This window comes from Pseudomonas sp. AE27 (assembly GCF_037113495.1).
In the GTDB taxonomy this organism is placed as follows: domain Bacteria; phylum Pseudomonadota; class Gammaproteobacteria; order Pseudomonadales; family Pseudomonadaceae; genus Aquipseudomonas; species Aquipseudomonas palmensis.
The window spans coordinates 1,277,987-1,301,223 of the sequence record NZ_CP146966.1 but is presented as its reverse complement, the minus strand read 5'-3'; the positions used below and the strand labels follow the sequence as shown (position 1 = coordinate 1,301,223).

Annotated in this window: 11 protein-coding genes; 1 reads left to right on the top strand and 10 read right to left on the bottom strand. The window is 70.0% G+C overall.

Annotated features, from left to right (window positions below; genetic code table 11):
- Nucleotides 1–23: 23 nt before the first annotated feature.
- From V9K84_RS06085 to gspG, 9 genes are all read right to left on the bottom strand, one after another.
- Nucleotides 24–12,656 carry a filamentous hemagglutinin family protein gene (locus tag V9K84_RS06085; RefSeq protein WP_338794318.1) on the bottom strand — a complete coding sequence of 4,211 codons (12,633 nt, stop codon included), beginning with the start codon at nucleotides 12,654–12,656 and terminating at the stop codon, nucleotides 24–26.
- Between the two features lie 205 nt (nucleotides 12,657–12,861).
- Nucleotides 12,862–14,004: a substrate-binding domain-containing protein gene (locus V9K84_RS06080; RefSeq protein ID WP_043860338.1), complete on the bottom strand. Its 1,143-nt coding sequence runs from the start codon at nucleotides 14,002–14,004 to the stop codon at nucleotides 12,862–12,864.
- Between the two features lie 349 nt (nucleotides 14,005–14,353).
- Nucleotides 14,354–15,559 carry a type II secretion system inner membrane protein GspF gene (gspF, locus tag V9K84_RS06075; protein ID WP_054916085.1) on the bottom strand — a complete coding sequence of 402 codons (1,206 nt, stop codon included), beginning with the start codon at nucleotides 15,557–15,559 and terminating at the stop codon, nucleotides 14,354–14,356.
- Complete coding sequence (gene gspE / locus V9K84_RS06070) at nucleotides 15,559–16,977, bottom strand: type II secretion system ATPase GspE (protein ID WP_043860340.1); 1,419 nt, start codon at nucleotides 16,975–16,977, stop codon at nucleotides 15,559–15,561. Before gspE ends, gspF begins: the two co-directional genes overlap by 1 nt.
- Nucleotides 16,974–19,325: a type II secretion system secretin GspD gene (gene gspD / locus V9K84_RS06065; RefSeq protein WP_058541160.1), complete on the bottom strand. Its 2,352-nt coding sequence runs from the start codon at nucleotides 19,323–19,325 to the stop codon at nucleotides 16,974–16,976. Before gspD ends, gspE begins: the two co-directional genes overlap by 4 nt.
- Nucleotides 19,322–19,840 carry a type II secretion system protein GspM gene (gspM, locus tag V9K84_RS06060; RefSeq protein ID WP_088515441.1) on the bottom strand — a complete coding sequence of 173 codons (519 nt, stop codon included), beginning with the start codon at nucleotides 19,838–19,840 and terminating at the stop codon, nucleotides 19,322–19,324. Before gspM ends, gspD begins: the two co-directional genes overlap by 4 nt.
- On the bottom strand, nucleotides 19,830–20,777 hold the full coding sequence (gene gspL / locus V9K84_RS06055) for a type II secretion system protein GspL (protein ID WP_088515442.1): 948 nt from the start codon (nucleotides 20,775–20,777) through the stop codon (nucleotides 19,830–19,832). Before gspL ends, gspM begins: the two co-directional genes overlap by 11 nt.
- Nucleotides 20,774–21,733: a type II secretion system minor pseudopilin GspK gene (gspK, locus tag V9K84_RS06050; protein ID WP_256582883.1), complete on the bottom strand. Its 960-nt coding sequence runs from the start codon at nucleotides 21,731–21,733 to the stop codon at nucleotides 20,774–20,776. Before gspK ends, gspL begins: the two co-directional genes overlap by 4 nt.
- Before the next feature lie 8 nt (nucleotides 21,734–21,741).
- Nucleotides 21,742–22,185 (bottom strand): type II secretion system major pseudopilin GspG, encoded by a 444-nt coding sequence (gspG, locus tag V9K84_RS06045; RefSeq protein WP_054916090.1) that lies wholly within the window; start codon nucleotides 22,183–22,185, stop codon nucleotides 21,742–21,744.
- Between the two features lie 139 nt (nucleotides 22,186–22,324).
- On the opposite strand from gspG, the gene gspI reads away from it, so the two are divergent.
- Nucleotides 22,325–22,708, top strand: coding sequence for a type II secretion system minor pseudopilin GspI (gene gspI / locus V9K84_RS06040; RefSeq protein ID WP_088515444.1), 384 nt, complete (start codon nucleotides 22,325–22,327; stop codon nucleotides 22,706–22,708).
- Here the strand turns inward: gspI and V9K84_RS06035 are convergent.
- A complete protein-coding gene (locus V9K84_RS06035; RefSeq protein ID WP_088515445.1) occupies nucleotides 22,695–23,126 on the bottom strand; it encodes a type II secretion system protein N in 432 nt (143 codons plus the stop codon). The two genes, gspI and V9K84_RS06035, sit on opposite strands and share 14 nt — an antisense overlap.
- Nucleotides 23,127–23,237: the final 111 nt, after the last annotated feature.

Below are 23,237 nucleotides of genomic sequence, written 5' to 3'. Positions count from 1 at the left end.
GCCCCGAACCGAACCTGGCAACCCTACAGCACCAGATTCCCGCGCTCCTCCTCCGTCAACCGCCCCCGCGCCTGCTCATCCAGCGCCCCGGCCCCCAGCACCTGCACCGGGCTCTGCGGGTTGTACTGCGGCCCCAGGCTCGCGCCCTCCTTGCCCGGCACCAGGCGCTCGGTACCAAACCCCAGCACCTGCACGGTGATCACCGACGGCTGACGCTGGCGGGCCGCGGCCTGCTGCTGGCGCACCGCATCTTCGGCGGCCTGGGTCGCCGACGACGCCGCCGCACTCGCCGACGAGATCGCGCCGGTGTTCACCGCCGCCACCACCGGCATGCCCTTGGCATCACCCTGCACCTGGATGTTGGCCGCGTTCACCACCTGCAACGCGGCAATGTTGACGTTGCCCGACACCCGGATGCCCGCCTCCCCCGCATCGATGGTGCCCAGCGGCGCAATCAGGTCGATGTCCCCCGGCGGCACTTCCACCACCGGCGCCAGGGTGGCGATACCCGCACCGGTACTCGGCACCGTGGGCGACAGGCTGCTGTTGCCCCAGGTGTCGTACAGCCGGCGCGGCGGGGTGTAGACCACCGTGGTCTTGGAACCACGCCCGGCGTTGATGTCGCCTTCGGCCGACCAGCCCAGAATCGAGCCGCCAAAGGTGGTCATGATGCGGCTCTGCCCCAGCAGGATGCTGCCGCGCGCGTACAGCTGGATATCGCCGTTGCCCTGGGTGATCACCCCGGCACCGGCCGGCGGCGCCTCGCCCTCCACGCCGAACACCTGCTGGCCACCGGGGGTGAGCATCTGGATCGCGCCCCCCACCTGGGTACGCACCCCGGCCCCGCCGAACATCAGGATGTCGCCGTCGTAGCGGATCGGGTTGCCGGCCACGTCCTGCTCGGGGAACAGCGCCGCGATCGCATTGCGCCCGCGCAGGTAGCTGCCCTGGCGCGGCCCGCCCACGGTGTTGTACTCCAGGCCGCCAGCACGCAGCTCGGCAAAGTACACCTGGCGCGCAAACACCGCCTGCTCAGTCGCCGGCAGGCTGGCGAACCGCGCCCGCGCCTGGGCCGCATCGCCCTCGAAGGCGTAGCGCTCGGCCAGCCATTGACGCAACTCCTCGGCGTAGGTCTTGGCCACCTTGCCCGGCTGCGCCGCCAGGCTCTGGTTGCTGTCGGCAAGGTTGGCCGGGTTCAGGTACAGCTCGGCAAAGCGCGCATACCCTGGCCCCTGGGCGCCCACGCCGGCCTGCAACACCAGGCTTGCGCCGGGGCGGTTGTCGCCGGTGACGATGGCGCCCAGGCTGGTGATGGCCGCGCGGTCCTCCTGGCGCAGGTCACGCCCGGCACTGACGGTGAGCGTGCCGGGGCCGGCCACGTTCAGGCCACTGAACAGGATGTCGCGCCCAGCCACCACCTGCGAGTGATCGGTGGCGTGGTTGTGCACGAACAGGTTGCCGCTGGACAGCGCCAGCGCACCGACGATGTCCGACATCATCGCCGGCACGTAGGTGGTCTCGCCAAGGCCGGTACCGCTGTACACGATGTCGCGCCCCGCCATCATCCACACCGGTGCGGCGCCCTCGTACCAGACGGCCCCATTGCGCGCATTGCCGAAGTTCAGGACCTCGCCCGAGCGCACCCCCACCAGGTCGCCGCTCACGGCGTAGATGCGCGCCGGCTGCAATTGCCCGTAGGCATTGGCGGTGCTGGTGCTGCCAAAGGCGAACAGCGGGAAGCGACCCGCTTCCAGGTCTGCCGCAATCCCGTCTGGCCTCTGGTTGCTGACGCTGTGGCCGTTGTAGCTGCCGATGAAACCCGGGTTGAACGGCGTGGCCAGGGCCGACGGTGCGGCGCCGGACTGGTTGATCGCATAGCCACCGGCGTAGATCGAACCCTGCGCCACCAGCTGCAACTGGGCATTGGCCGAAGGTGCCAGCAGCAACGAGTAGCCACTCGCGCCCTGCAGCCGGTTCTTCTCCCGGTACTGCGCGGAGTTCCCGTAGTACAGGTTGCCGGAGGCCGCCACCGCACGCAGGATCGACGGGTAGACAAAGCGCCCGTCGGTGGGCGAGGTATCTAGGCCGGACAGCGCATCACCGCTGACCGGCTGGGTCAATTCGATCAGCTGGGTGCTGGGGGTCAGGTCACCGCCCGCCGAGAACAGGTCGATGGCAGTGTTCGCCGTCCACAGGCTGAACCAGCTGTTGCCGCCCCCCGCCGCCGTGCCGAACGGCGTGGTGTTGAGCGTGGGCACACGGCCCGGGTCGGCCGCCGCCCCCAGCACCAGGTCGCCCCGGGTGCTCAGTTGCACCGTGGCGTCGCCGGGCACCACCACCAGGCCGCCTTTGGCGCTGGCCAGGGTGGCCTGGAACGGGTCGTAGGCGCGGGTTTCGTGGCTGTCCTGCTGTATCCCGAGCGCGCCGTAGGCACGGTCGATACCGCCCAGGGCCGCTGCCGACACCTGCAGGTTGCCGCGCAGGTTGACCAGGGTACCCTGCAGGTCATGGGCGGCCACGCCCAGTACATCGGCGTTGTCGCCACGCCCCAGGGCCGCCTGGGTCGGGTTGACGGCGCCGCCGACCTTCAGGTTCAGGTCGCCGCCACCGCCCAGCGTCAGGCTGCCATCGCGGCCCACGCGGCCGGTGCTGCCCACTGCCAGCTGCAGGGCCTGGGTACGTGCGCTGTCGTCCCACTGCGTGCGGTACTGGTCAGCGGTATTGCCGATCACATCGAGGGTACCGGCCTGCCCGCCCACCGTGACATCGAGGTTGCCCCCGCCCAGGGTGCCGAAGCCGGTGAAGCCGGCCACCACACTGTTGCGCTGGTAGCGCACATAGGTGCCGAAGTTGATCCACCAGGCCGTGGGTATCTGCTCGTCTGCCGCCAGCGCGTTGCCACTGCCCTGGCGCCACAGCCAGTTGCCGACCTGTGCGGTGGGCAACTGGTAGGCCAGGCGGGTCAGGCTGCCATATTCGCGGCTGAGGGAGTTGCCCGTCAGGTTGCCCCCCACCGTCAACAGCAGGTTGCCGCCCTGCTCCGGGTACCAGGCCTGGTACAGGCTCTGCGCGCCGCCATCGACCAACGCCTCGTAGCCGCCGAGAAACTCCGGCAGCACCTGCCCGTCATTGGCCTGCCCGCGTGCCAGTTGATAGGCGGCGGGCACCGGGGTCGCCGTACCGGCGGTGTACACGCCGAACAGCGTGGTCATGTCCAGGTTGCCGGCGGCGATCAGGTCCAGGTCACCGGTACCGGTACGCAGCACGCTGTAACGCGAGGCGCCGCCGGGCACCGTGTCGTGCTCGGTGTTGCCCGGCGCGGTCATCACGCACCAGGTGGGGAACTCATCGCACAGGGTGGGGTAGCCAATCGCATCGAAGTCGATCAGATCGCCCGGCCTGGCATCTGCGCCAAACCCGTCGATGCCTTCCTGGGTCCAGGCCAGGCCGCCGCCGGCGGCCGGTGCCCGGGCGCACCAGGTGGGGAACTCGTCGCACAGCGTGGGGTAGCCGATGGCGTCGAAATCGATCAGGTCACCGGGCCTGGCGTCCACGCCAAAGCCGTCGATGCCTTCCTGGGTCCACACCAGGCCGCCCCCGGCAGCCGGTGCCCTGGCGCACCAGGTGGGAAACTCGTCGCACAGCGTGGGGTAGCCGATGGCATCGAAGTCGATCGGGTCGCCGGGCCTGGCGTCCACACCAAACCCGTCGATGCCTTCCTGGGTCCACACCCAGCCGGCACTGGCGCCTACCGCCAGCATGCCCACGTGGTGGTCGGCCAGGCGCAGGCGCCCGCTGGCGTTCGGGTCGGCCAGGCGCGGGTCGGCCGCCGTGGTATCGGCACCGGCCACCACGCGCAGGTTCCACGACTGCGAACCGGCCGGCAGCATGCTGGCAACCGCCCAGTTGGTGCCCTTGCCCTCGCTGCGCAGCGCCACCGAGCCCACGCCCCCCAGCTTGATATCGGTGCGCGGCGGAATGATCGCGCCGCGTTGCAGCACCAGGTTGCCCGCCAGCAGCACCAGGTCATCGGCGCCACCGTTCAGCAGGTGGCCCGGATCGGACGGCAGTGCCACGCCTTTTGGCCAGGTCATGGCCGTGACGGGCGTGTTGACCACCAGCCGCGTGCCGGCGCCCAGTTGCATGCCCGCTTCCAGGCGCAGCGGGGCCTCCAGGCGGGTGCCCGCCGCCAGTGCCTGGCTGCCGTCGGCGTTGTAGAGCGCCGCCGAGAGCACGGTGCCAGCCGGCAGCTCGATCGCGGCCGAAAGGGTTGCACGCACTGGCAGCACAGCGCCCGAGGCCAGCTCGCGCGCCTGTATCGGCAGGTCGTAGTTGAGCACCTGGCCGGCCAGAAAACCGGTGCCCTCGTGCAGCTCGACCCCACCGTTGGGCACCACCACCTGGGCGCCATAGGCCAGGCGCCCTTCCAGCAGCACCCAGCCGCCGTCGTCCTGGGTCTCGGGTGGCGGCGCGAAGCCGTCGTTGATGCTGCCCAGCACCTCCACGTCGCCACCGGCACGCAAGCTCAGGCTGCCGGCCTCGCCCGAGCCGTACACCGCGCCGGTCTTGTGCACGTTGGGGTTGAGGCTGGCATAGCGGTAGCGCGACAGGTCGAGGTCGCCGCTTATTACCAGGTCGCCGTCGGTGATCACTTCAAGCCCCGGGCGCAGGTGGAACTGCTGGGCGTAACCCTTGACCAGGCCGGCGAGCTTGCCGTTGACCAGCGCCGTGTTGGCCAGGGCGCTGTCGATGAACTGCACGCTTTGCGCGTGGCGTGCGTCAAGGTAGGCCTGGTCGATCTGGACATAGGGCTTGCCGCTGACATGTGGGTCGACGCCCTGCGGGGCCGCATGATCGCGCGCCATGGCGAACAGGTCGATGCGCTGCGCACCAAGAATCGACAGCGCCTGCGAGGCGTCGATGGCGATGTCGCCATGGGTCGGGTCGTCGGGCCGCAGCCGCGGCGCATACAGCGCGAGGGTGCCGCGCTCGCGGCCATCGTGCTGGCCGGCACCGCCGCCCAGTGGTGCGTCGGTGCCATGGCGCAGGTCGATACGCACGCCACGCGCCAGGGTCAGCTGCCCGGCACCGGCATTCAGCTCCACGGTAGCCCGGTTGGGGCTGTCGATGATCTTGCCGTAGCTGTCCACGCGCAGCACGCTGCCATGTGCATCGAGCACCGCGCCCTGGGCCAGGGTCAGGCCATTGCCGGCGGCCAGGCGAATGCTGCCGACACGCTCGCCGCTGGCATCGATCAGGCCGTTGACACGCAGATGGCCGTTGTCCAGCGACACCTGCACCTGGTTGGCGCGCACCCCGTTGCCGATCTGCAGGTCGCCCTGCTTGAACTGGAAGCGCCGGCTGCCATGCACGCCGCCGTCGTTCAGGCGCTGGTTGAGCGTGGCGAAGGCACTGCTCAGGTCACCGGCCAGCCCTTGGGCACGCAGGGTGAAACCCGCACCCGCGTAGGGCACCTGGGTGCCCCCGGCATCGTAGTGGCCGGAGCTTGCGCCCAGGAGGCGGCCTTGCAGGTCGACCTGGCCGGCACTGGCGTCCAGCGCCACCACCTCCAGGCTGCCGGCCTGGTTGTGTTCGGCGTGCAGGTCGATGCTCGACCCGGCCGCCTGGTGGATGTTGCCGTGCTGGCTGCGCAGGATCACGTCACCGCCCCAGCTGTACTTGTCCAGGTCGTTGAGGCTGACCTTGCGCCCGGCCAGGTCCAGTTGCGCCGCCTGGCCCAGGCGCAGGTCGCCCTGGCTGTCGAGGGTCAGCTTGCCGCTGGGCAGTGCCACGCGGGTGTCGAGGTCGATGCGCTGCGCGCTGAACGACCATTCGGCGCCCAGCGCCCCGGCCTTGAGCTGCGCGTCGGCGGTGCTCGGCGCCGCCCCCGCGAGCATCTGCAGGGCACCGCCGACGCGCACCTGGTTGACCGAGCCGGCTTCGCCGGTCACCAGCGGGGTGCGCACCAGCAGGTTGCCGCCGCTGTAGCGGTAGCCTTCACCGGTCACATACTCGCCGCGTGACTGATACACCGACAGGCTGCCACGGTGGTTGGCAGTCAGGCGTTCGCTGGCCAGCAGCGCCACGTCGCTGAAGCCCAGCGCCAGGCGCTCGAACGCCGGCTGGCTGCTGCTCTGCGCCTGCGGGCCATACCCCAGTTCGATGCGCCGGGCTTCGATCTGCAGCCGCCCGCTGCCGGTGCCGGCACCGTTGCCGAGCAGGGCCGGCGCGGCCTGGGTGGCGCCACTCCAGATCAGGTTGCCGGTACGAATGCTGGCCACGTCAGTGGCCGCGCCATGCCCGTAGATCGCCGGGGTGCCCAGCACCAGGTTGCTCAGGCGCGACTTGCCGGTCGCCGGGTCGAGGGTGTCGAGCGCGGTGGTGCCGAAGAAGTTGAGGCTGTCCTGCACGGTCAGCGTCAAGGTTTCCAGGGCTGGCGCGCCACGGCGGGTATCGCCCTGCAGCAGGCGGTCGAGCACCTGCTGGTTGAGGGTCAGGCCGCTGGGCAGGTAGCCCGCCGCAGCGGCAGCGGCCAGGCTTTGCGCACTGCCGACGTTGATCGCGCCCACCGCCAGGGTCAGGTTGCGGGTGCCGAAGCGCACCTGGTCGTCGAGGCTGAAGCGGTTGTTGGTGGCGGCGGCAATGGTGCCTTCGGAATACAGCTCGGTCTGGCCGCTGCACCGCGTCAGGCAGCCGCCGATCAGGATGCTGCCCGGCCCGGTGATCGTCCCGCTGGGCGCTTGCGGCGCCAGCACGTCGACCCAGCCATTGGACACGATCAGCAGGCTGCTGTTGTGCGGGTTGTAGAGGTAGCCGTCGCGGCTGTCGTAGGCGGGTGCGCCCTGCCCGAGCGTATCGATGCTCGCGCCTTGCTCTATGTTGATGGCGCCGGCGATGCGCCCGGTAACCATCAGCACTTCGGCGGCCTTCAGGTGCGCGCCACCCTTGAGCACGATGCTGGTGCCCCTGGCATCACCGAACAGCAGCTGGTTGCCACCCTGCCCGTACACCCGCTGCCCGGCATGGCCGATGCGCAGGCTGCTGGCACCCAGGGCGTTGAGCTGCGACGCGGCAATGGCGGTTTCGCCGGCACCCGGTGTGGCGGGCGCGTTGTCGCCGTGGATCACCAGGGTGTCGCCGAACAGCACCGTGGCGATGCTACCGTGGCCCTTGTCCGCCGGTTTGTTCAACAGCACGCCCTGCATGCTGAAGCCGGGCCGCGTGGTGTCGTTATGGCCCAGGTCCAGGGTCAGGCCCTTGGCATCGATGGGCAGCGCGGCACGCGGGATACCCAGGCGTGCGGCATCGTCGAGCAGGAACTGGCTGAAACTGGTTTCGTTGTACTGCGAGTACCGACGCAAGGTGTCGGCACCGGTCAGTATCAGGTGCTGCGACAGGGCATCGCCCAGCCCGCTGCCGGCGATCGAGCGCTTGCCGGTCAGGCCCCATGAGCCATTGCGCAGCGCCATGGCACCTGCCTGCGGCGCGCCGACGCTGGCCTGGCCGTTGACCTCGACACGGTAGGCCCCCGGCAACAGCGCATAACTGGCCGGCAGCAAGGTGTAGGTGCCGGCGGGCAGGCCTGGGATCCCGGCGTCCAGGGTGATCTGCTGGCCCACCAACGGCATCGAACCCGATGGCTCGCCCGCCACCGCTTCGGGCGCCACGCTGGCCTGCACACCGGGCACGATGGCGTACACCGGGTTGTTCGCCAGGCCCGGCAGGCTGAAGCTGCCATCGGGGTTGTTGCGCACCAGCGGGTGATAGCGGGCATCGGTGGAGCCGCCGCGCCCGGAGATGAAGCCGGCGCCGCGCACATCGCCACCGCCGGACAGGTCGATTACCGCACCGGGTTGGACCGCGATGCTGCCACCGCCCAGGGTCACGTTGAGCCAGCCGTTGGGCAGGCTCTGCCCCAGCACCGTGCTGTTCAGCGACTGGCCGGCGAAGTTGTACACCAGGCCATCTACCGTGCCGCCATAAGGCATCACCAGGCCGGCGGCACTGACCGAAGTCAGGCTGCCAGGGCGCAGGGTCACTTCGCGGGTGCTGGCGGTGCCCAGTACCAGGGCGCCGAGGGGCGCGCGCAGCACGCCCTGCTGGTCGATGGCGTCGGCCTGTATCGACAGCGCGCCAAACAGCGAATAGGGCTGGGCAGGCGTGGCCGCGCTGCTGCGCGCAATCTTCACATGCTCGGCCTTGATCACTGCCACGGCATTGGTGCCAGGGTAGATCTGCGCCGCGCTCAGGGTCAGCGTGCCCGGCGCCACCAGCCGCGTGTCGTTACCGCCCAGTGTCTTGAGCAGGCGCAGATCGCCGCTGCTGTTCAGGCTGACCTGATGGAAGCCGCGTCGATCGATGCTCAGCGCTTCACTCACCCCCGTGCCGAACTTCAGGGTATTGCGTACGTCGATCAGCGCCGCATCCACCTGCAGCCTGGCCTGATCGGCTTGCGACGAAAGCGCGATACCGATTTGATTGTTGGTGAGGCCCGGCCCGGCCGGCGGCAGGCTGGTGTACCCGGCCAGACGCACATGCGCAGCCGACAGGCGCACCCGGGTATCGGCGCGAGCCCCTTCGGCCAGCCCCAGTGCACCGGCATACAGGTGCAGGCTGCGCGCCGGTTGCAGCGTCACGTCGTCGGTAAAGCTGATCACGCCGCGGCTGAACAGCGTGAGTGCATCGAACCCGCCCTGCGCCACCTGGGCCACGCTGAGGTGGCCATGGCCATGCTCCAGCTCACCGGCCTGGTTGGCGAAGGCTTCCCCGCGCGGGCTGATACGCAGCTCGCGCTGGCGGATGGCCTCGGCATAGGCCGGGGTGATCGGGTAGGTACCGCTCTCCAGCGCAAGGGTCAGGCTGCCGCCCGCCACGCCAGCGCCACCCGCCGCTGCACGCAACTCGCCGTCCACGTACAGGCCATTGATCGAACTCAGGCTGATGCTGCCGCCCTGGCTGGCCAGCCGAGTCGCGCCAACCCCGGGTACATCGACGCTCATCTGGCTACCGGACGCATCCAGTACAGCGCCGCGCTCGACCACCACGAACAGGTCGGGGGCCAGCGCGCCACCCAGGTTGGGGTCGAAGGTGCTGCCGATGACGATACTGCCGCCCTGGCGCAGTTCGCCATAGCGCTCGCCACGCGCGTCCACGGCGGTGACGGCTCGGGCCGATACGTCGAGCAGCGCCCCGGCGCCGACCCGGATCGCCCGTTGATGCGGCTCGAACCGCACCGCACTGGTCAAGGCCTCCTGCACAACAGTGTCAGCCAGGGTGATCTGCCCGCCGTGTGCCACCAGGCTGCCGTCAACCTGCAGGCCACCGGGGCTGCGCAACGTGATGGACTGCCCGTCATCGACCTGGATACGGCTGCCGCTGGCTACCTGCAGCCAGCGTGACGCCACCTGCTGGGCCGACTGGTCCAACTCGCTGCCCGCCTGCAGCAGCAGGCTGGCACCGGCGCGCTGGGTCAGGACGCCCTTGGCGGCGTTCTCCAGGTACTGCGGTGGCGTCCACAGCTCCAGCGCCTCGGCCGCCGAACGGGCATCGCCACGCAGGCGATACACCGGCCGCGTCACCTTCACCTGGCTGTCGGCCGCCACCTCCAGGCGCTGGTTGCCCACCACCTCGTAGCGGGCAAAGCCCTTGGCGAAGAAATCGCTACCCAGGTTCAGGCTGGCCGCCGGGGTGTCGGCGCCGATGCTCACGGTGTCGCCGCGCAGGGCCAGCGTGCCGGCACCCGTGGTGCCGTACCCGCGCAGCTCGCCGCCCAGCAGCAACTGCCCACCGGCCCCACCCGAGGTCAGGCTGGCCAGGCTCAGGTCGCCACCGGCACCCCCGCGCCAGCTGCCGTCGGGGGTGCGCGCCGCGCCGCTTTCCACACTCAGCACACTGCCCTGGCCCAGGCGAATGTCGCCGGTGCCACGCAGGGCCAGCGAACCGCCGTCCAGCCAGGCCGACAGGTCGGCGGGCTGCGCATTGACGCCGTCCTGGCGCCGGCCGCTGGCCTCCACGCGAACCCCGTCGGCCACCTCGATACGCGCGGCCAGGCCGGCATTGCCGACCCGCAGGCTGTCCGAGCCGCGTTGCAGGTTGCCCAGCAGCAGGTCGCCGCCGTGGCTGACCAGGTCGGCGTTTATCTGCACCTGTGGCGCCAGCAGGCTCAGGCCGGCGCCGTCGGCCAGGTTCAGCGCCTGCTCCAGGCGGATGCTCTCATACGCGGCCACCTGCAGGCCGCCAAGCTCGCGCAGGCGCTCGGCCTCCAGGCGCAGGACGCCTTCGCGCTCGGCCTCGACCGGGGCGTCGAGGGTCAGTGAGCCGCCCTGCACCTGCGAGCCGATCACCACCTGGTGCAGGTTGCCCGCGCCGGCGTTGAGCACGCTGCCCGTGGCGGTGGGCCGGTAGTCGCCAACGATCAGCTGCGCGCCGCGGGCCTGGCTCAGCTGGCTTTGCCGGTAGCCGTCGAGGCCGGCCTGCGGGGCCTGCAGCTGGTGGTCGCCCTTGAAGGTTTCACCCAGGATCTCACCGCCCAGCTGCGCATTGGCGGTGCCGACCACCAGCCGCCCGGCATCGCGGCCAACGGTGTAGCCGTTCTCCAGGCGCTCGCGCGGGGCGATCAGCGGGCTGTAGAAGTAGCGGGTCTGGCCCCAGCGTGCGCTGTGCTGCTCGTAGCCCTTGTACACGCCCTGGTACAGCACGTCGCCAGGGGCACGCGAGAGGTTGTACAGGCGCCCGTCGGCGCCCTTGAGCCAGGTCTGCTTGAGGTAGCCGGTGGCCACGTCCAGCGTGCCGCCCGAGAGGTTGACCAGCGAGCCGGCCTGGGTCACCAGGTCGCCCCCGGTGAAGCTCACCGTGCCGCCCTGGGCCAGCCACTCGCCCAGCCCGTGGCTGCGTGTGCCGAGGTAGCCGCCCACTTCCAGCAGGCCGCCGGCGGTGTACCAGCGCTCGCCCTCGTAGCCGTTGGTGCCGGCGGCCACGTGCACCAGCTCGCGGATGTCGACCCACACATCGGTGCTGTTGAGCGCGCCGCTGTCGCGGTTGCCCGCCGCGTCGCGCTGCTCGTTGCCCTGGATGTTGACCTTGATGCTGTTGCTGTCCATGGCCAGCTTGACCCCGACTGCGCCCGCCACGTCCAGCACCGCGCCGTCGCGCAGCAGGCTGCGCTGGCCGGCACTCACCGCCACCTGGCCGCCGGTGGCCAGGGTCAGCGAGCCGCCCTGGAAGTCCACCGTGCCGCCACTGACGATCTCCACCCGCGACAGGCTGCGGTCATCGGCCACCGCGCTGAGGTTGTCGAACGCGCCGTTGCGCTGGTTGACCTGCCCGCCCAGGTCCTTGCGCACCGCCTCGCGCTGGCTGTCCAGTGCGCTGCCGGGGTTGGCGTCGATGACGATGGCAGTGGTGCTGCCGGCGGCCAGGGTCACGTTGCCGGTGCGGTCGCTGGCCACGTTGAGCAGGTGGATGGTGCCGCGGTTGTCGATCGAGCTGGTGGCCACGGCCACGCCCTGCTGGCGCACCTGATGCCCGGTCAGGGTGATGTCGCCCTGGCTGGCCTGGATCAGCCCGCTGTTGCTCACCGTGCCGGCCGTGCTGCCGGCCTTCAGCGTGGTGGCCACCTCATTGCCGCGGGTGGTGGAGTACGGGTTGCCCGCCGTGCCGACGCCCTTGCGGATGTAGAAGGTATCGCCCGCCGCCAGGGTCGCCTGGCCCTTGGCGTTGATCAACTGGCCGGCGTTCTCCACCTCGTGGCCCAGCAGCAGGGTGTAGCCACCGCCCTGGGTGGAGCTGGCCGGGGCGTGGGTCTGGATCAGCGCGCCGCGCTCGACCATGACCTTGCCGGCGGCATCGGTGAAGGTCGGCTGGCTGCCCAGGCTGTCCACGTACAGGCCGCGCTCGGTGAACTGCTGGTCGCTGATGGTGGCGGCGGCCGCCGTCAGGTTGCGCACGTTGATCTGGCTGCTGCCGCTGAACACGATGCCGTTGCGGTTGACGATCATCAGCGTGCCGTCGGCCTTGATCGTGCCCTGGATCTGGCTGGGCGCGACGCTGTTGCCGACGCGGTTGAGCAGCGCCCAGTTGGCGTCCTGCTGGAACGTCAGCTGGGTGTCGCGGCCGACGTTGAAGGTTTCCCAGTTGAGAATCGCCTTGTCGGCGGTCTGCTTGATCGTCACCTGGGTGGTGCCGCCCTTCTGCGTCTGTACCGGAGCCTCGGCGTTGGTGAACAACGGCTTGCCATTGGCATCGAGCAGCGGGTTCAGGCCATTGCCGCCCAGGCCGTTGTGGATGCTCGAGGGCGCCGCCAGCGCGGCGGCGCGGCCGGCCGCCTGGGCAGCCTGTTGCGCGGCGATGGCGGCCACGGTGTTGTTGAGGTTTTGCAGCGAACGCTGCAACTGGGCATTGGCACGCTGCTGCTGGGCCAGCGGCGGTGGCAGCCCCGGCAACTGCACCGCACCGCCCTGCCCGCCCGTACCGCCGGCCTGCGGCGCGCTGCCCTTGGCCGCGAACCAGGCCGAACTGAACGCCGCAGGCGCCGCCTGCACGCTGCCGGCCAGGGCCAGCAGCGCAATCACCTGGGCCAGCGGCTTGAGCCGCAGCAGGGGCATATCGGCCTGACGGTGGGTACGGTGGGAGGGCGAAGCAGCAGTGCCAAGGCGCATTGCAATCAATCCTTTTCTGGTCCATCGCGGTAATGGGATGCCACACGCCGGTGCGGCCGGTGACCTATGACATAGGCGGTTGCACGGGCGGCAGACCGAACCTTTGTCACGCAAAGTTCATGTGATCGGTGGCGTTCTGAAACGCAAAAGCCGGTAACGGCGCGAGCCGTTACCGACGGGGTACAGCGACAGGCGTCGGCGCGGCTTAGGCCGGGCGACCCTGGGTGTTGCACACGCTGAGGTTGTTCACGCCCAGTGCGCCGGACTGGTTGGCGAACTGCAGGCGAACGGCGTTTTTCCAGGCTGGGCTCAACGGGATCAGCTTCTGCGCGATGATGGCCGCATCGTTGTTGGTGGTGGCGCCGTAATGACGGTTCAGGAAGGCGACGACGGCGGTGCCGTCTGCGGCGTCCTTGTAGCACTGACCGAAGATCAGGTTGGTGTAGGCAACGATGGAGTAGCCGGTGGCCGGGTTGGCCAGCACCGGGGCCCAGTTCTGCGGAATCGCGCGTGCGGCGGCGGTGGCCGGCGGCGCGGCGTTGGCCAGTGCAGTCTGCACGTTGCCGACGGTTGGCAGCAGGTTGTTGACGCGGGCGACCTTGGCGTTGTTGGTGGCATCCACGTCTTCAGGGCCTACATAGCCGATGGCGTCTTCGGTGCCGTACACCGAGGTCACGATATCGCCGCTCAGGGCAACACCCTGGAACGTGGCAGGCTCTGCACCGACCTGAGCGGTGGTGAAGGTGCTGCTGACGCCGAACTGGGTCGGGCACTGGCTGTTCAGGTGACGGGTGAAGATCTCGGAGGTGCCGCTGCTGCCGCTGCGGTAGAACACCTTGATGGCCTTGTTCGGGTAGCTGGCGTCGATCTGGTTCCAGTTGCTGATCGAACCCGAGAAGATCCCGCACAGCTGGGCGCTGGTCAGGTTCAGGTCGTTGACGGCAGTGCCGTTGGCCAGCTTGAGGTTGTACGGGATGGTGACCGAGGTGGCTGCCGACGGAACCTGGATCAGCGGGCCCCACTTGTTGGCGACGTCGTTGCCGGCGCTGTTGTGGTCCAGGTTGTAGGTGTTGATTTCCGCATCGGAAAGGATCGAGTCGCTGCCTGCGAAATCGACGGTCACACCGGCGGGCTTGTTGATATCGGCGGCACGGTTGAACAGGAAAGCCGACTTGCCTTTACCGCTGCCAACACCGGTGTAGGTGTCGAAACCGGCGCCCAGTACGCCTGGGGTGGTGTACAGGCCTTGTGGCAGGGTGGCACCGCCACCGACAACCGCTGCCATCGATTGAGCCGAAGCCAGTGCGGCAACAGCCAGCGAGGCTGCGATCATAGTGCGCTTAAACATGAAGAAGCTCCTTTCGTCGTGTTCGTACGTTGAGGTGAGTCGCGCTTGCATGTCACGGTGGCGTGGCGCAGCGCCTTGATCCAGAGGGCTTGCTGGCCGATCCACGAGGCTAAGGTTGGCAGTGCGCGGTGACAGTCAGAGGAAAAAACATCGGGAGCTTGGCGGGTAATTTCTCGGGTGTTTTCAAGGCCGCAGTGCGGTCCTTCGCCGGCAAGGCCGGCTCCTACAGGGGTTGGTGTGATCCTGTAGGAGCCGGCCTTGCCGGCGAAGGCGTCAGCCGCAACACCGCAGCAACCTCCCGGATTCACCACCCGGCCGACTCGGGTGTTCACCCCGCGCAAGAAACAATTCACTGCACCAGCTGGTTGATCTCGATGATCGGCAGCAGCACCGCCATCACGATCAGCAGCACCACCGCACCCATCACCACGATCATCAGCGGCTCCAGCAATGCGGTCATGCCCATCGCTCGGCGCTCGATGTCCTTGGCCAGGCTCTGCGCCGCGCGGTCGAGCATCGGCGGCAGGTTGCCGGTCTTCTCGCCGCTGGCGATCAGGTGGATCAGCAAGGGCGGGAACACCTTCTCCACCGCCAGCGCCGACGCCAGCCCCACGCCTTCGCGCACCCGCGCCGTGGCCTCGCTCACGCACTGGTCGAGGCGGTCGTTGGCCAGGGTCTGGCGCGCCGCCTCCAGGGCCCGCAGCAACGGCACCCCGGCACTGCCCAGAATCGCCAGGGTCGAGGCGAAGCGTGCGGTGTTCAGGCCCAGCACGAAGCGCCCCAGCAACGGCAGGCGCAGCACCCGGCTGTGCCAGGCCAGGCGTGCCGACGCGCCGCGCAGGTACACACGCCAGCCCCATGCCCCGGCCACCAGCACGATGAAACACAGCCAGCCCCAGGCCCGGATGAAGTCGCTGGCGTTGAGCATCGCCAGGGTCAGCCCCGGCAGGTCCTGGCGCGCCTGGGTGAAGGCGCTGACCACCTGCGGCACCACGTAGCTGAGCAGAAAGATCACGATGCCGATCGACACCAGCCCGACCACGCCGGGGTAGATGAACGCGGTGAGGATCTTGCCGCGCAGGGTGTTGCGGTCTTCGATGTAGTCGGCCAGGCGCTCCATCACCTGGGCCAGGTCGCCGGACTCCTCCCCCGCCGCGATCAGTGCGCGGTAGATCTCGGGAAAGTCCCGCGGGCGCGCCGCCAGCGCGTCGGCCAGGCGCATGCCGCTGCGCACGTCGCCGCGCACCGCGCCCAGCACCTGGGCGATGTGCTTGCGTTCGGCCTGCTCCAGGGTCGCGCTCAGGGCGCCCTCCAGCGGCAGCCCGGCGGCCAGCAGGCTGGCCAGCTGGCGCGTGGTCCAGGCCAGGTCCGCATCCGACAGCTTGCTGGCGAACAACCCGCCGCCGGCACTGGCGGCAGGCTCCGGCTCGACCTGCAAGGCGCTCAGGCCCAGCCCGCGCAATTGCCCGATCACCGCCGCCGGGCTGTCGGCCTCCAGCTGGCCACGGCTGATGCGCCCCTGGGCATCGGCGGCTTCATAACGGTATCGGCTCATCAGGCGTCCCGGGTCACACGCAGGATTTCTTCCACGGCGGTACTGCCGCTGTCGACCCAGCGCTGGCCGTCCTCGCGCATGCTCAGCATGCCGGCCTGGCGCGCTGCGGCGCGCAGGGCCTGTTCGTCGGCGCCCTGGTGGATCAGGCCGCGAATCGGGTCATCGATGCAGAACAGCTCGTGGATCCCGGTACGCCCGCTGTAGCCGGTGTGGTTGCAGCTGGCGCAGCCATGGGGGCGAAACTGGCCGGGGGCATTCGGGTCGGGCTGACGGCAGTGCGGGCACAGCCGCCGTACCAGGCGCTGGGCCAGCACGCCGAGCAGCGCCGAGGCCAGCAGAAAGGGTTCCACGCCCATGTCGAGCAGGCGGTTGACCGCCGACACGGCGTCGTTGGTGTGCAGCGTGGCCAGCACCAGGTGCCCGGTGAGCGAGGCCTGCACCGCGATCTGCGCGGTCTCCAGGTCGCGGATCTCGCCGATCATGATGATGTCCGGGTCCTGGCGCAGGATCGCGCGCAGGGCCACCGCAAAGGTCATGTCGATGCGCGCATTCACCTGGATCTGGCTGATGCCCGGCAGGTCGTATTCCACCGGGTCCTCGACGGTGAGGATGTTGCTGACGCTGGCATCGAGCCGCGCCAGCGCCGCGTACAGGCTGGTGGTCTTGCCGCTGCCGGTGGGCCCGGTGACCAGCACGATGCCGTGGGGCTGGCGAATCAGCACGTCCAGGCGGGCCAGCAGCGCCGGGGCCATGCCCAGGGTTTCCAGTTGCAGACGCCCGGCCTGCTTGTCCAGCAGGCGCATCACCACCCGCTCGCCATGCCCGGTGGGCACGGTGGACACACGGATATCGATGGGCCGGCCAGCCACGCGCAGGGCGATGCGCCCGTCCTGGGGCAGGCGCTTTTCGGCGATGTCCAGTTGCGCCATGATCTTGATCCGCGACACCAGCGCCGCGTGCAGCGCCTTGCGCGGCGAGACCACGTCGCGCAGGGTGCCGTCGACCCGGTAGCGCACCACCGAGTGGGTCTCGAAGGGTTCGATGTGGATGTCGCTGGCCTCGTCGCCGGCAGCCTGGGTCAGCAGCGCGTTGATCATGCGGATCACCGGCGCGCCGTCCTGGGTGTCGAGCAGGTCGGTGATCTCGGGCATGTCCTGCATCAGGCGGTCGAGGTCGACGTCGTTCTCGGCCGCGCCGACCGCCGCTGCGGCGCCGCCGTTGTCGCTGTAGGCGCTGGTCAGCAGGCGGTCGAGCTCGTCTTCGCTGACCTGCTCGGCGGCCTGCTCGCCGAACTGGCGGCGCACCTCGCCCAGCGCCCAGGCCGGGGTCGAGGGGCACAGGCGCAGGGGCGCTGCGTGCTCGCCGGCCAGCAGCACCACGCGCTGGGCCTTGGCCCAGGCGTACGGCAGGCGGCTCACCGGGCAACCCCGACTTCATCCAGCGGCACGGCGCGGATCGCCGCACGCGGGGTGCCGATGGCCGCGCCCGCGCGCGGTACGCCCTGCTCGGCGCTGGGCAGCAGCGGCATCTGCGCGTCCGGCAGTGCCCAGGAATGGGCCGGCTTGAGCCCGCCCTGGGCACGGCGGATGAAATCGTAGCGGTTGAGGGTGATGCTGCGCCCCACCTCGGCATCGCGAATGATGTAGGGGCGCAGGAACACCATCAGGTTGGTCTTGCTGGTGGCGCGGCGCTCGTTGCGAAACAGCACGCCCACCCCCGGCAGGCTGGAAAGAAACGGAATGCCGTCGTTGGCCTGGGTGTAGCCGTCCTGCAGCAGGCCGCCGAGCACCATGATCTGGCCGTCGTCGAGCAGGATGCTGGTGTCGATGGCGCGCTTGTTGGTGACCGTGCCGGCGGCACTGGAGGCGCGTTCGTCGACGCTGCTGACCTCCTGGTAGATGTCGAGCTTGACCGTGCCGCCTTCGGAGATCTGCGGGCGCACGTTGAGCTTGAGCCCCACCTCTTCGCGCTGGATGGTCTGGAACGGGTTGTTGCTGGTGCCGCCGCCATCGGTGACGTACTGGCCGCTGACAAAGGGGATGGTCTGGCCGACGAAGATGCTCGCCGCCTCGTTGTCCAGGGTCAGCAGGTTGGGCGTGGACAGCACGTTGCTGCCGCCCTTGCTGGTCAGGGCGCGGGCCAGCACCTTGAGGTCGAGCACCTCGCCGATGCCGGGGATGTTCACCGTGCCGTCCACCACGCCCACGCTCAGGCCGGGGGGCAGCGCGTCGATGCTGTTCCTGGCACCGCGATTGAACCCGGCACCGCCCAGGTTGGCGCCGCCGAACACACCGTTCTTGCCCAGGTTGCCGGCCTGCCACTGGATGCCGAATTCGTTGGCGTCGTCTTCGCTGACCTCGACGATCAGGCTTTCGATCACCACCTGGGCGCGGCGCTGGTCGAGCAGGTCGATCACCTCGCGCAGGTTGCGGTACAGCGGGTCGGGTGCCGAAATCAGCAGGGTGTTGGTGGTGGCGTCGGCCTGGATGGTCACCCCGCCGGCGGAAAACGCGGTGTTCTGCTCGCTGCCCTGCGAACCGTTGCCATAGGCGTTGCCGGCCTGGCCGAGGCTGGCCCCGTAGGTGGCGGCTGGCGGGGTGGCGCTGGTGGTCTGCGCGGTGTTCGCCGCCGCGCCGCTGCCGTTCTGCTTGCCTGCCAGCAGGCCACCGCCGCTGAGCCTGGCGCGGGCGTCGTCACCGCTGCTGCTGTCGCTCTCGCCGGTGAGCAGCCCGCGCAGGGCCTGGGCCAGCTTGCCGGCCTGGGCGTTGCGCAGGTACACCACGTGCAGGTTGCTGGGGTTGTTCTGTGCGTTGTCGAGCTTGTAGATCAGGTCGCGGGCCAGTTGCGTGCGCTCGGGGCTCCCGGCGCGGATCACCACGCTGTTGGAGCGTGGGTCGCCGATCACGCTGATCTTCTGGGTGGGGTCGTTGCCCTGGGTTTCGAGCAGCTCCGAGACCATGGCCGCGATGTCGCTGGCGATCCCGTTCTGGATCGCCACCACGTCGGTGTCGATGGCGCTGGGGATGTCGATGCTGTCGAGTAGCCGGGCCACACGCTCGAGGTTCTCGGCATAGTCGGTGACCACCACGGTGTTGTTGCCGGGGTAGGCGTTGATCGGGTTGTTGGGCGACACGATGGGGCGCAGCACCGGGATCACGTTGACCGCGTTCTCGTATTGCAGGCGGAAGGTGCGGGTGAGCATGCCGGTGCCGGCATCCTTGCTGTTGATCGGCCCGCCCAGCAGCTTGGCGTCGGCCTCGGGCACCACCTGGCTGACGCCACCCACGTCGACCACGCTGAAGCCCTGCATGCGCAGGGCCGCCAGCAGCATGGCGTAGGCACGTGTGGCCGGCACCTCGCCTTCGGACACCAGGGTCAGCTGGCCCTTGACCCGCGGGTCGACCAGAAACTGGCGCCCGGTGGCCCGCGACAGGGCGCGCACCACGGCCTGGATGTCGGCGTCGACGAAGTTCAGCTGCACCGGCTGGTCGCCCAGCGGGTTGCCCGGTGCGGCACTGGCGCTGCCATCGCTGTGGGGCCTGGCGCGGTGGGCGGGGGCACGCGGGGTCGGGCGCTGTGGCTCGACCCGCGCCTGCAGGCCGTGGCGTTCCAGGCTGGTCGGCCCGGGCTGCACGTTGGCCAGCGGTCGGCCCAGCTCGCTGCTGGCCAGTGGCTGCGCAGGCTGCTGGCTGCAACCGGCCAGGGCCAGTGCCAGTACCAGGGGAGCCAGGCCGGCCAGTCGGCGCGGCAGTTGGGTGCACATCATGACGATTCCTTAGCGCCTTGCGCCTGGTCCAAGCGAACGATTCCGGAGAACGACGCCGTGGCCGAGGGATCGGCCAGCGGGTCGCGTTGCAGGCGGCTGTGCACCACCGTCAGGCCCAGTTGTGCGGGGGCCTGCAGCAGCCAGGCGGTGGCGGCCTCGGCGGGGGCCTGGGCAAGATCGAGCTGCCAGCCGCCCTCCACCGCCTGAAGCTGGTAATGGCCGCCCAGCCCGGCGTGCTCCAGGCTCTGGCGCAGGGCCGGCGCCTGTTGCGCGGCGCCCGGCAGTGAGGGGGCGTGGGCGAGCAGGCCGTCGAGGGTCTGCGCCTGGCTGCGCAGCCTGGGCGTTTCGGCCTCCCAGTGGGCGATGCGCGCCAGTGCCGGCTGCACCAGCACCAGCCACCACAGCGTGGTGCCCAGCAGCAGTGCGGTCAGGGCCACGGCGCGGCGCTCGCGCGCACTCAGGCCGTGCCACCAGGGGCGCAGGCGGCGCAGGGGGTGCCGTGCCTTATTCAACATTGGCCACCTCCTCGCCCGTGGCGGTCGCCGGGCGCAGGGTCCAGCCGTGGTCGCTGCTGCTGGCCTCGATGCCCTGCGCCGCCAGCCGGGTTTGCCAGGCGTTGTCGGCCGGGGGCCGCGCGGCGCCGGGCAGTGGCTGCAGGTCGAGCACGCCGTCGTGGTAGGTCAGTTGCTCGACTGCGCCGGCCAGAAACGGCATGGCGCTGCCGGCGGCCTGCAGCAGGTGGTTGAAGGGTGCGACCGCGCCATTGTCGCCGGCGGCGAGCTGCTGGCGTACCTGTTGCAGCGGGTTGAGGATCACCTGCAACTGCGGGTAGGCAGCGCGTACCTGCTGGTGCATGTGCTGGCGCAGTTGCTGGCCGGTGTCGGCCAGCCGCGCGGCGTAGAGGTTCAGGCCCAAGGTCCAGATCATGGCGGCGCTGGCGCACAGGGCGAGTGCCCGTGGCCAGCCGTGCTGTGCGGCGGCAGGGGCGCGCAGGCCGCTGTGCAGGCTCGCCACCGGGCATGCGCCGGCCCTTGCCGGGGTCGGGTACAGGCCCCGGGGTTTGAGGCCGGCATTCGACAGCCACTGCGCCAGGCCCTGCAATGCCGCCTGCCCCAGCCATGCCACCGCCACCTTCCCGTCCGCTGCCCGTGGCCCGTGGGCGATATGCACGGCGCGCACATCGCCCAGTATCAGGCCCTGCGCCGCGCACTGCACCGCCGCCCCCAGGCGCGCCGCCGGCAACGGCGGCAGTACCAGCTCGGTGCACAGGCTGTCGTCCGGGTGCAGCCACGCCAGTACCTCGCGGCCCCGCGCCAGGCTCTTGAGCTGCGCCTGCGCCGCCTCGCCCTCGGCCTCGGTCCGGCCCTGGCGGTCCAGTTGCCGATAGCCGACCCGCGCCCCGCCCTCAAGCGCCGCCAGCCGCGGCAATGCCATGTGCAGTTGTGCCTTCATGCGCCCACCCGTGCCCAGACAACCTGTGCCAGGGGCGCCTGCCCGCGCAGCAGCAGCGCCTCCAGGCGCACCTCGCGCGAGCCGCTACGGGCCACGCCGTGCAGGCGGAACCAGTCGCTGGTAATGCCCACCGGCACGCTTTCGAGGACCACGTGGGGCATCTGCAGGCGGTTGACGAAATCCCCGCGGTTGACGAACCAGCGCCCGCCGTCGCGCTCGGCGATCAGCTGGCGCGCCTTGTCTACGCTCAAGCCCGGCACCTGCGCCGCCAGCACCTCGGCCGACGCGGTGTTGCCATTGATCCAGGTGTTGGCCGGCAGCACCGTGGCCACTCGGCGCAGGCGCGCCAGCCCTTCGGCATCCAGCCCCGGCACGGCCAGCTGGTCGAGGCTGCGCAGCATCGGCCGGCGTGCCGGCACCGGGCGCGAAGCGGCACCCGGCGAGGTTGCGCGACCACTGTCGAAGCCGTGCACCGCCTCGGCCACGGGCGCCTGCCGGCGCGGGTAGCCGTCGATCACCCGCGCCGCGATCGCCTGCGCCACCGGCGCGGCCAGGCCGATCAGTGCACACAGGCGCTCGAAGGTGGCCAGGGCCTGCGCGTCGGGTTGCTCCTCGACCACCAGGTTGCGCAGGTTGAACTTGCCCTGCTCGTCTTCCAGCCGGCCCTGAAACACCGCGCCGTGCTCGCCCACCCGCAGGCCGGCGATGGGGCGCGCCCAGCCCTGGTCGAGGCGTACCAGCGGGTCGACGCGGCGCTGCTCGGCCAGTACCTCACGGCTCCAGGCCAGGCCCGCCTGCAGCACGCCCTGCCCCTGGGCACGCTGCTGCAGGCTTTCCAGCTCACGGGTGAATACGCTCTGGCGGCTGATCATGCCCGCTGCGATCACCGCCACCACGGCGGCTATCAGCAAGGCACTGATGATCGCCATTCCGCGTTGCTGCGCGGACGGTCTCATCACGGCGCCTACAGCTGCCAGGAGCCGATATCGGCGTTCACGCCGTCGCCGTCAGGCTCGCCATCGGCGCCCAGCGAGAACACGTCGATCTCGCCGTTGGCACCGGGGTTGAGGTAGTGGTAGGGGCGGCCCCAGGGGTCGTTGGGCAGGCGCTCCAGGTAGGCGCGCCAGGTGCCGGGCTTGGCCGAGGCGGGTTTTTCCACCAGTACCTTGAGGCCCTGGGCGGCGCTGGGGTAGCTGCCGTTGTCCAGGCGGTAGAGCTTGAGTGCCTGCATCAGCCCGGCGATGTCCTGGCGGGCGGCGGTGGCACGCGCCTGGTCGGGGCGGTCGAGCACCTTGGGCACCACCATCGCTGCCAGGATCCCGAGGATGACCACCACCACCATGATCTCGATCAGGGTGAAACCGCGTTGGCGACGGGGGGCAGAACGGCGTGGGCAGGTAAGCGACATCTCGGCATTCCTTGGCGGGATTCGGGGGCCGATTGTGGCAAGGGCATATGTCAGTGGTATTGAAAATCCTCGGGAGTTCCGGTCGCCAATCGGTCAGACAGACCCCCTAGGATGCAGCTTTGCCCACACCGAGATGCCCATGCGCAGACGCCGCCCGCAACAGGCCGGTTTTACCCTGATCGAAGTGCTGGTGGCGCTGGCCATCGTGGCCGTGGCGATGGCCGCTGCAGTGCGCGCGGCCGGGCTGATGACCCAGGGCAATGGCCTGCTGCGCGACAAGTCGCTGGCTCTGCTCTCGGCCCAGGCGCGCCTTGCCGAACTGCGCCTGGAAGGCCAGGCAACCCCGGGCGTGCGCCGCTTGGAGTGCGACCAGGGGCGCCTGCGCCTGCGCTGCGAGCAGCAGGTCGACAGCCGCCCCGGTGGGCTGCTGCAGGTGCGCCTGGAGGTGTTCGAGCGTGACCGTGAAGGCCCGCCGCTGGCGCGCCTGGAGAGCTGGCTGGGCCAGGCGCCTAGGGGCGAATGAGGCGCGGCAGCGCGGGGCCTTCGGGCAGTCGGGCGATGCCGATGCGGCTGCGTTCCCCGGCGCGCTCGATCACCAGCGCATCGGCTTCTATGGCCACCAGTTGCACCCCCTGCGCCAGTTGCTCGCCCACCCGCACGGCCTGTGGCGCGCCGCCGTTGAGCGAAACGATGGCCACCGCACCGGCACTGCCGGCCAGCAGCCCGCTGAGGCTGATGTCGACCTGCGCCGGCAGGTTGGCGAACCACTGCCCGGCGGCGGCCGGGGGTGCCGATAGGGTCTGCTCCATGGCAGCCGGCACCGGTTGGGGGGTGGGCGCCCAGAGCAACGTGCCCCAGGTCGCGAGCCCGGCTAGCGCCGCGAGCAGCGCCGCGCCCTGGACCAGTTGCGGGGCAGCCACGGGTTTGAATGCTAGTGCCATGGGGAACGGTCTCCGTGTGGTTCCTGGCCCGAGCATACGCGCCGATTCTCACGCTTTTGTTTCACACGACGATCATCTCCGCCGTGCACGCTGTCACCAGCCAAGGAGGCA

Coding starts and splice junctions, on each gene's coding strand:
- V9K84_RS06085 (WP_338794318.1), bottom strand. CDS start 12,656: ATGCGCCTTGGCACTGCTGCTTCGCCCTCCCACCGTACCCACCGTCAG.
- V9K84_RS06080 (WP_043860338.1), bottom strand. CDS start 14,004: ATGTTTAAGCGCACTATGATCGCAGCCTCGCTGGCTGTTGCCGCACTG.
- gspF (WP_054916085.1), bottom strand. CDS start 15,559: ATGAGCCGATACCGTTATGAAGCCGCCGATGCCCAGGGGCGCATCAGC.
- gspD (WP_058541160.1), bottom strand. CDS start 19,325: ATGATGTGCACCCAACTGCCGCGCCGACTGGCCGGCCTGGCTCCCCTG.
- gspM (WP_088515441.1), bottom strand. CDS start 19,840: ATGTTGAATAAGGCACGGCACCCCCTGCGCCGCCTGCGCCCCTGGTGG.
- gspL (WP_088515442.1), bottom strand. CDS start 20,777: ATGAAGGCACAACTGCACATGGCATTGCCGCGGCTGGCGGCGCTTGAG.
- gspK (WP_256582883.1), bottom strand. CDS start 21,733: ATGAGACCGTCCGCGCAGCAACGCGGAATGGCGATCATCAGTGCCTTG.
- gspG (WP_054916090.1), bottom strand. CDS start 22,185: ATGTCGCTTACCTGCCCACGCCGTTCTGCCCCCCGTCGCCAACGCGGT.
- gspI (WP_088515444.1), top strand. CDS start 22,325: ATGCGCAGACGCCGCCCGCAACAGGCCGGTTTTACCCTGATCGAAGTG.
- V9K84_RS06035 (WP_088515445.1), bottom strand. CDS start 23,126: ATGGCACTAGCATTCAAACCCGTGGCTGCCCCGCAACTGGTCCAGGGC.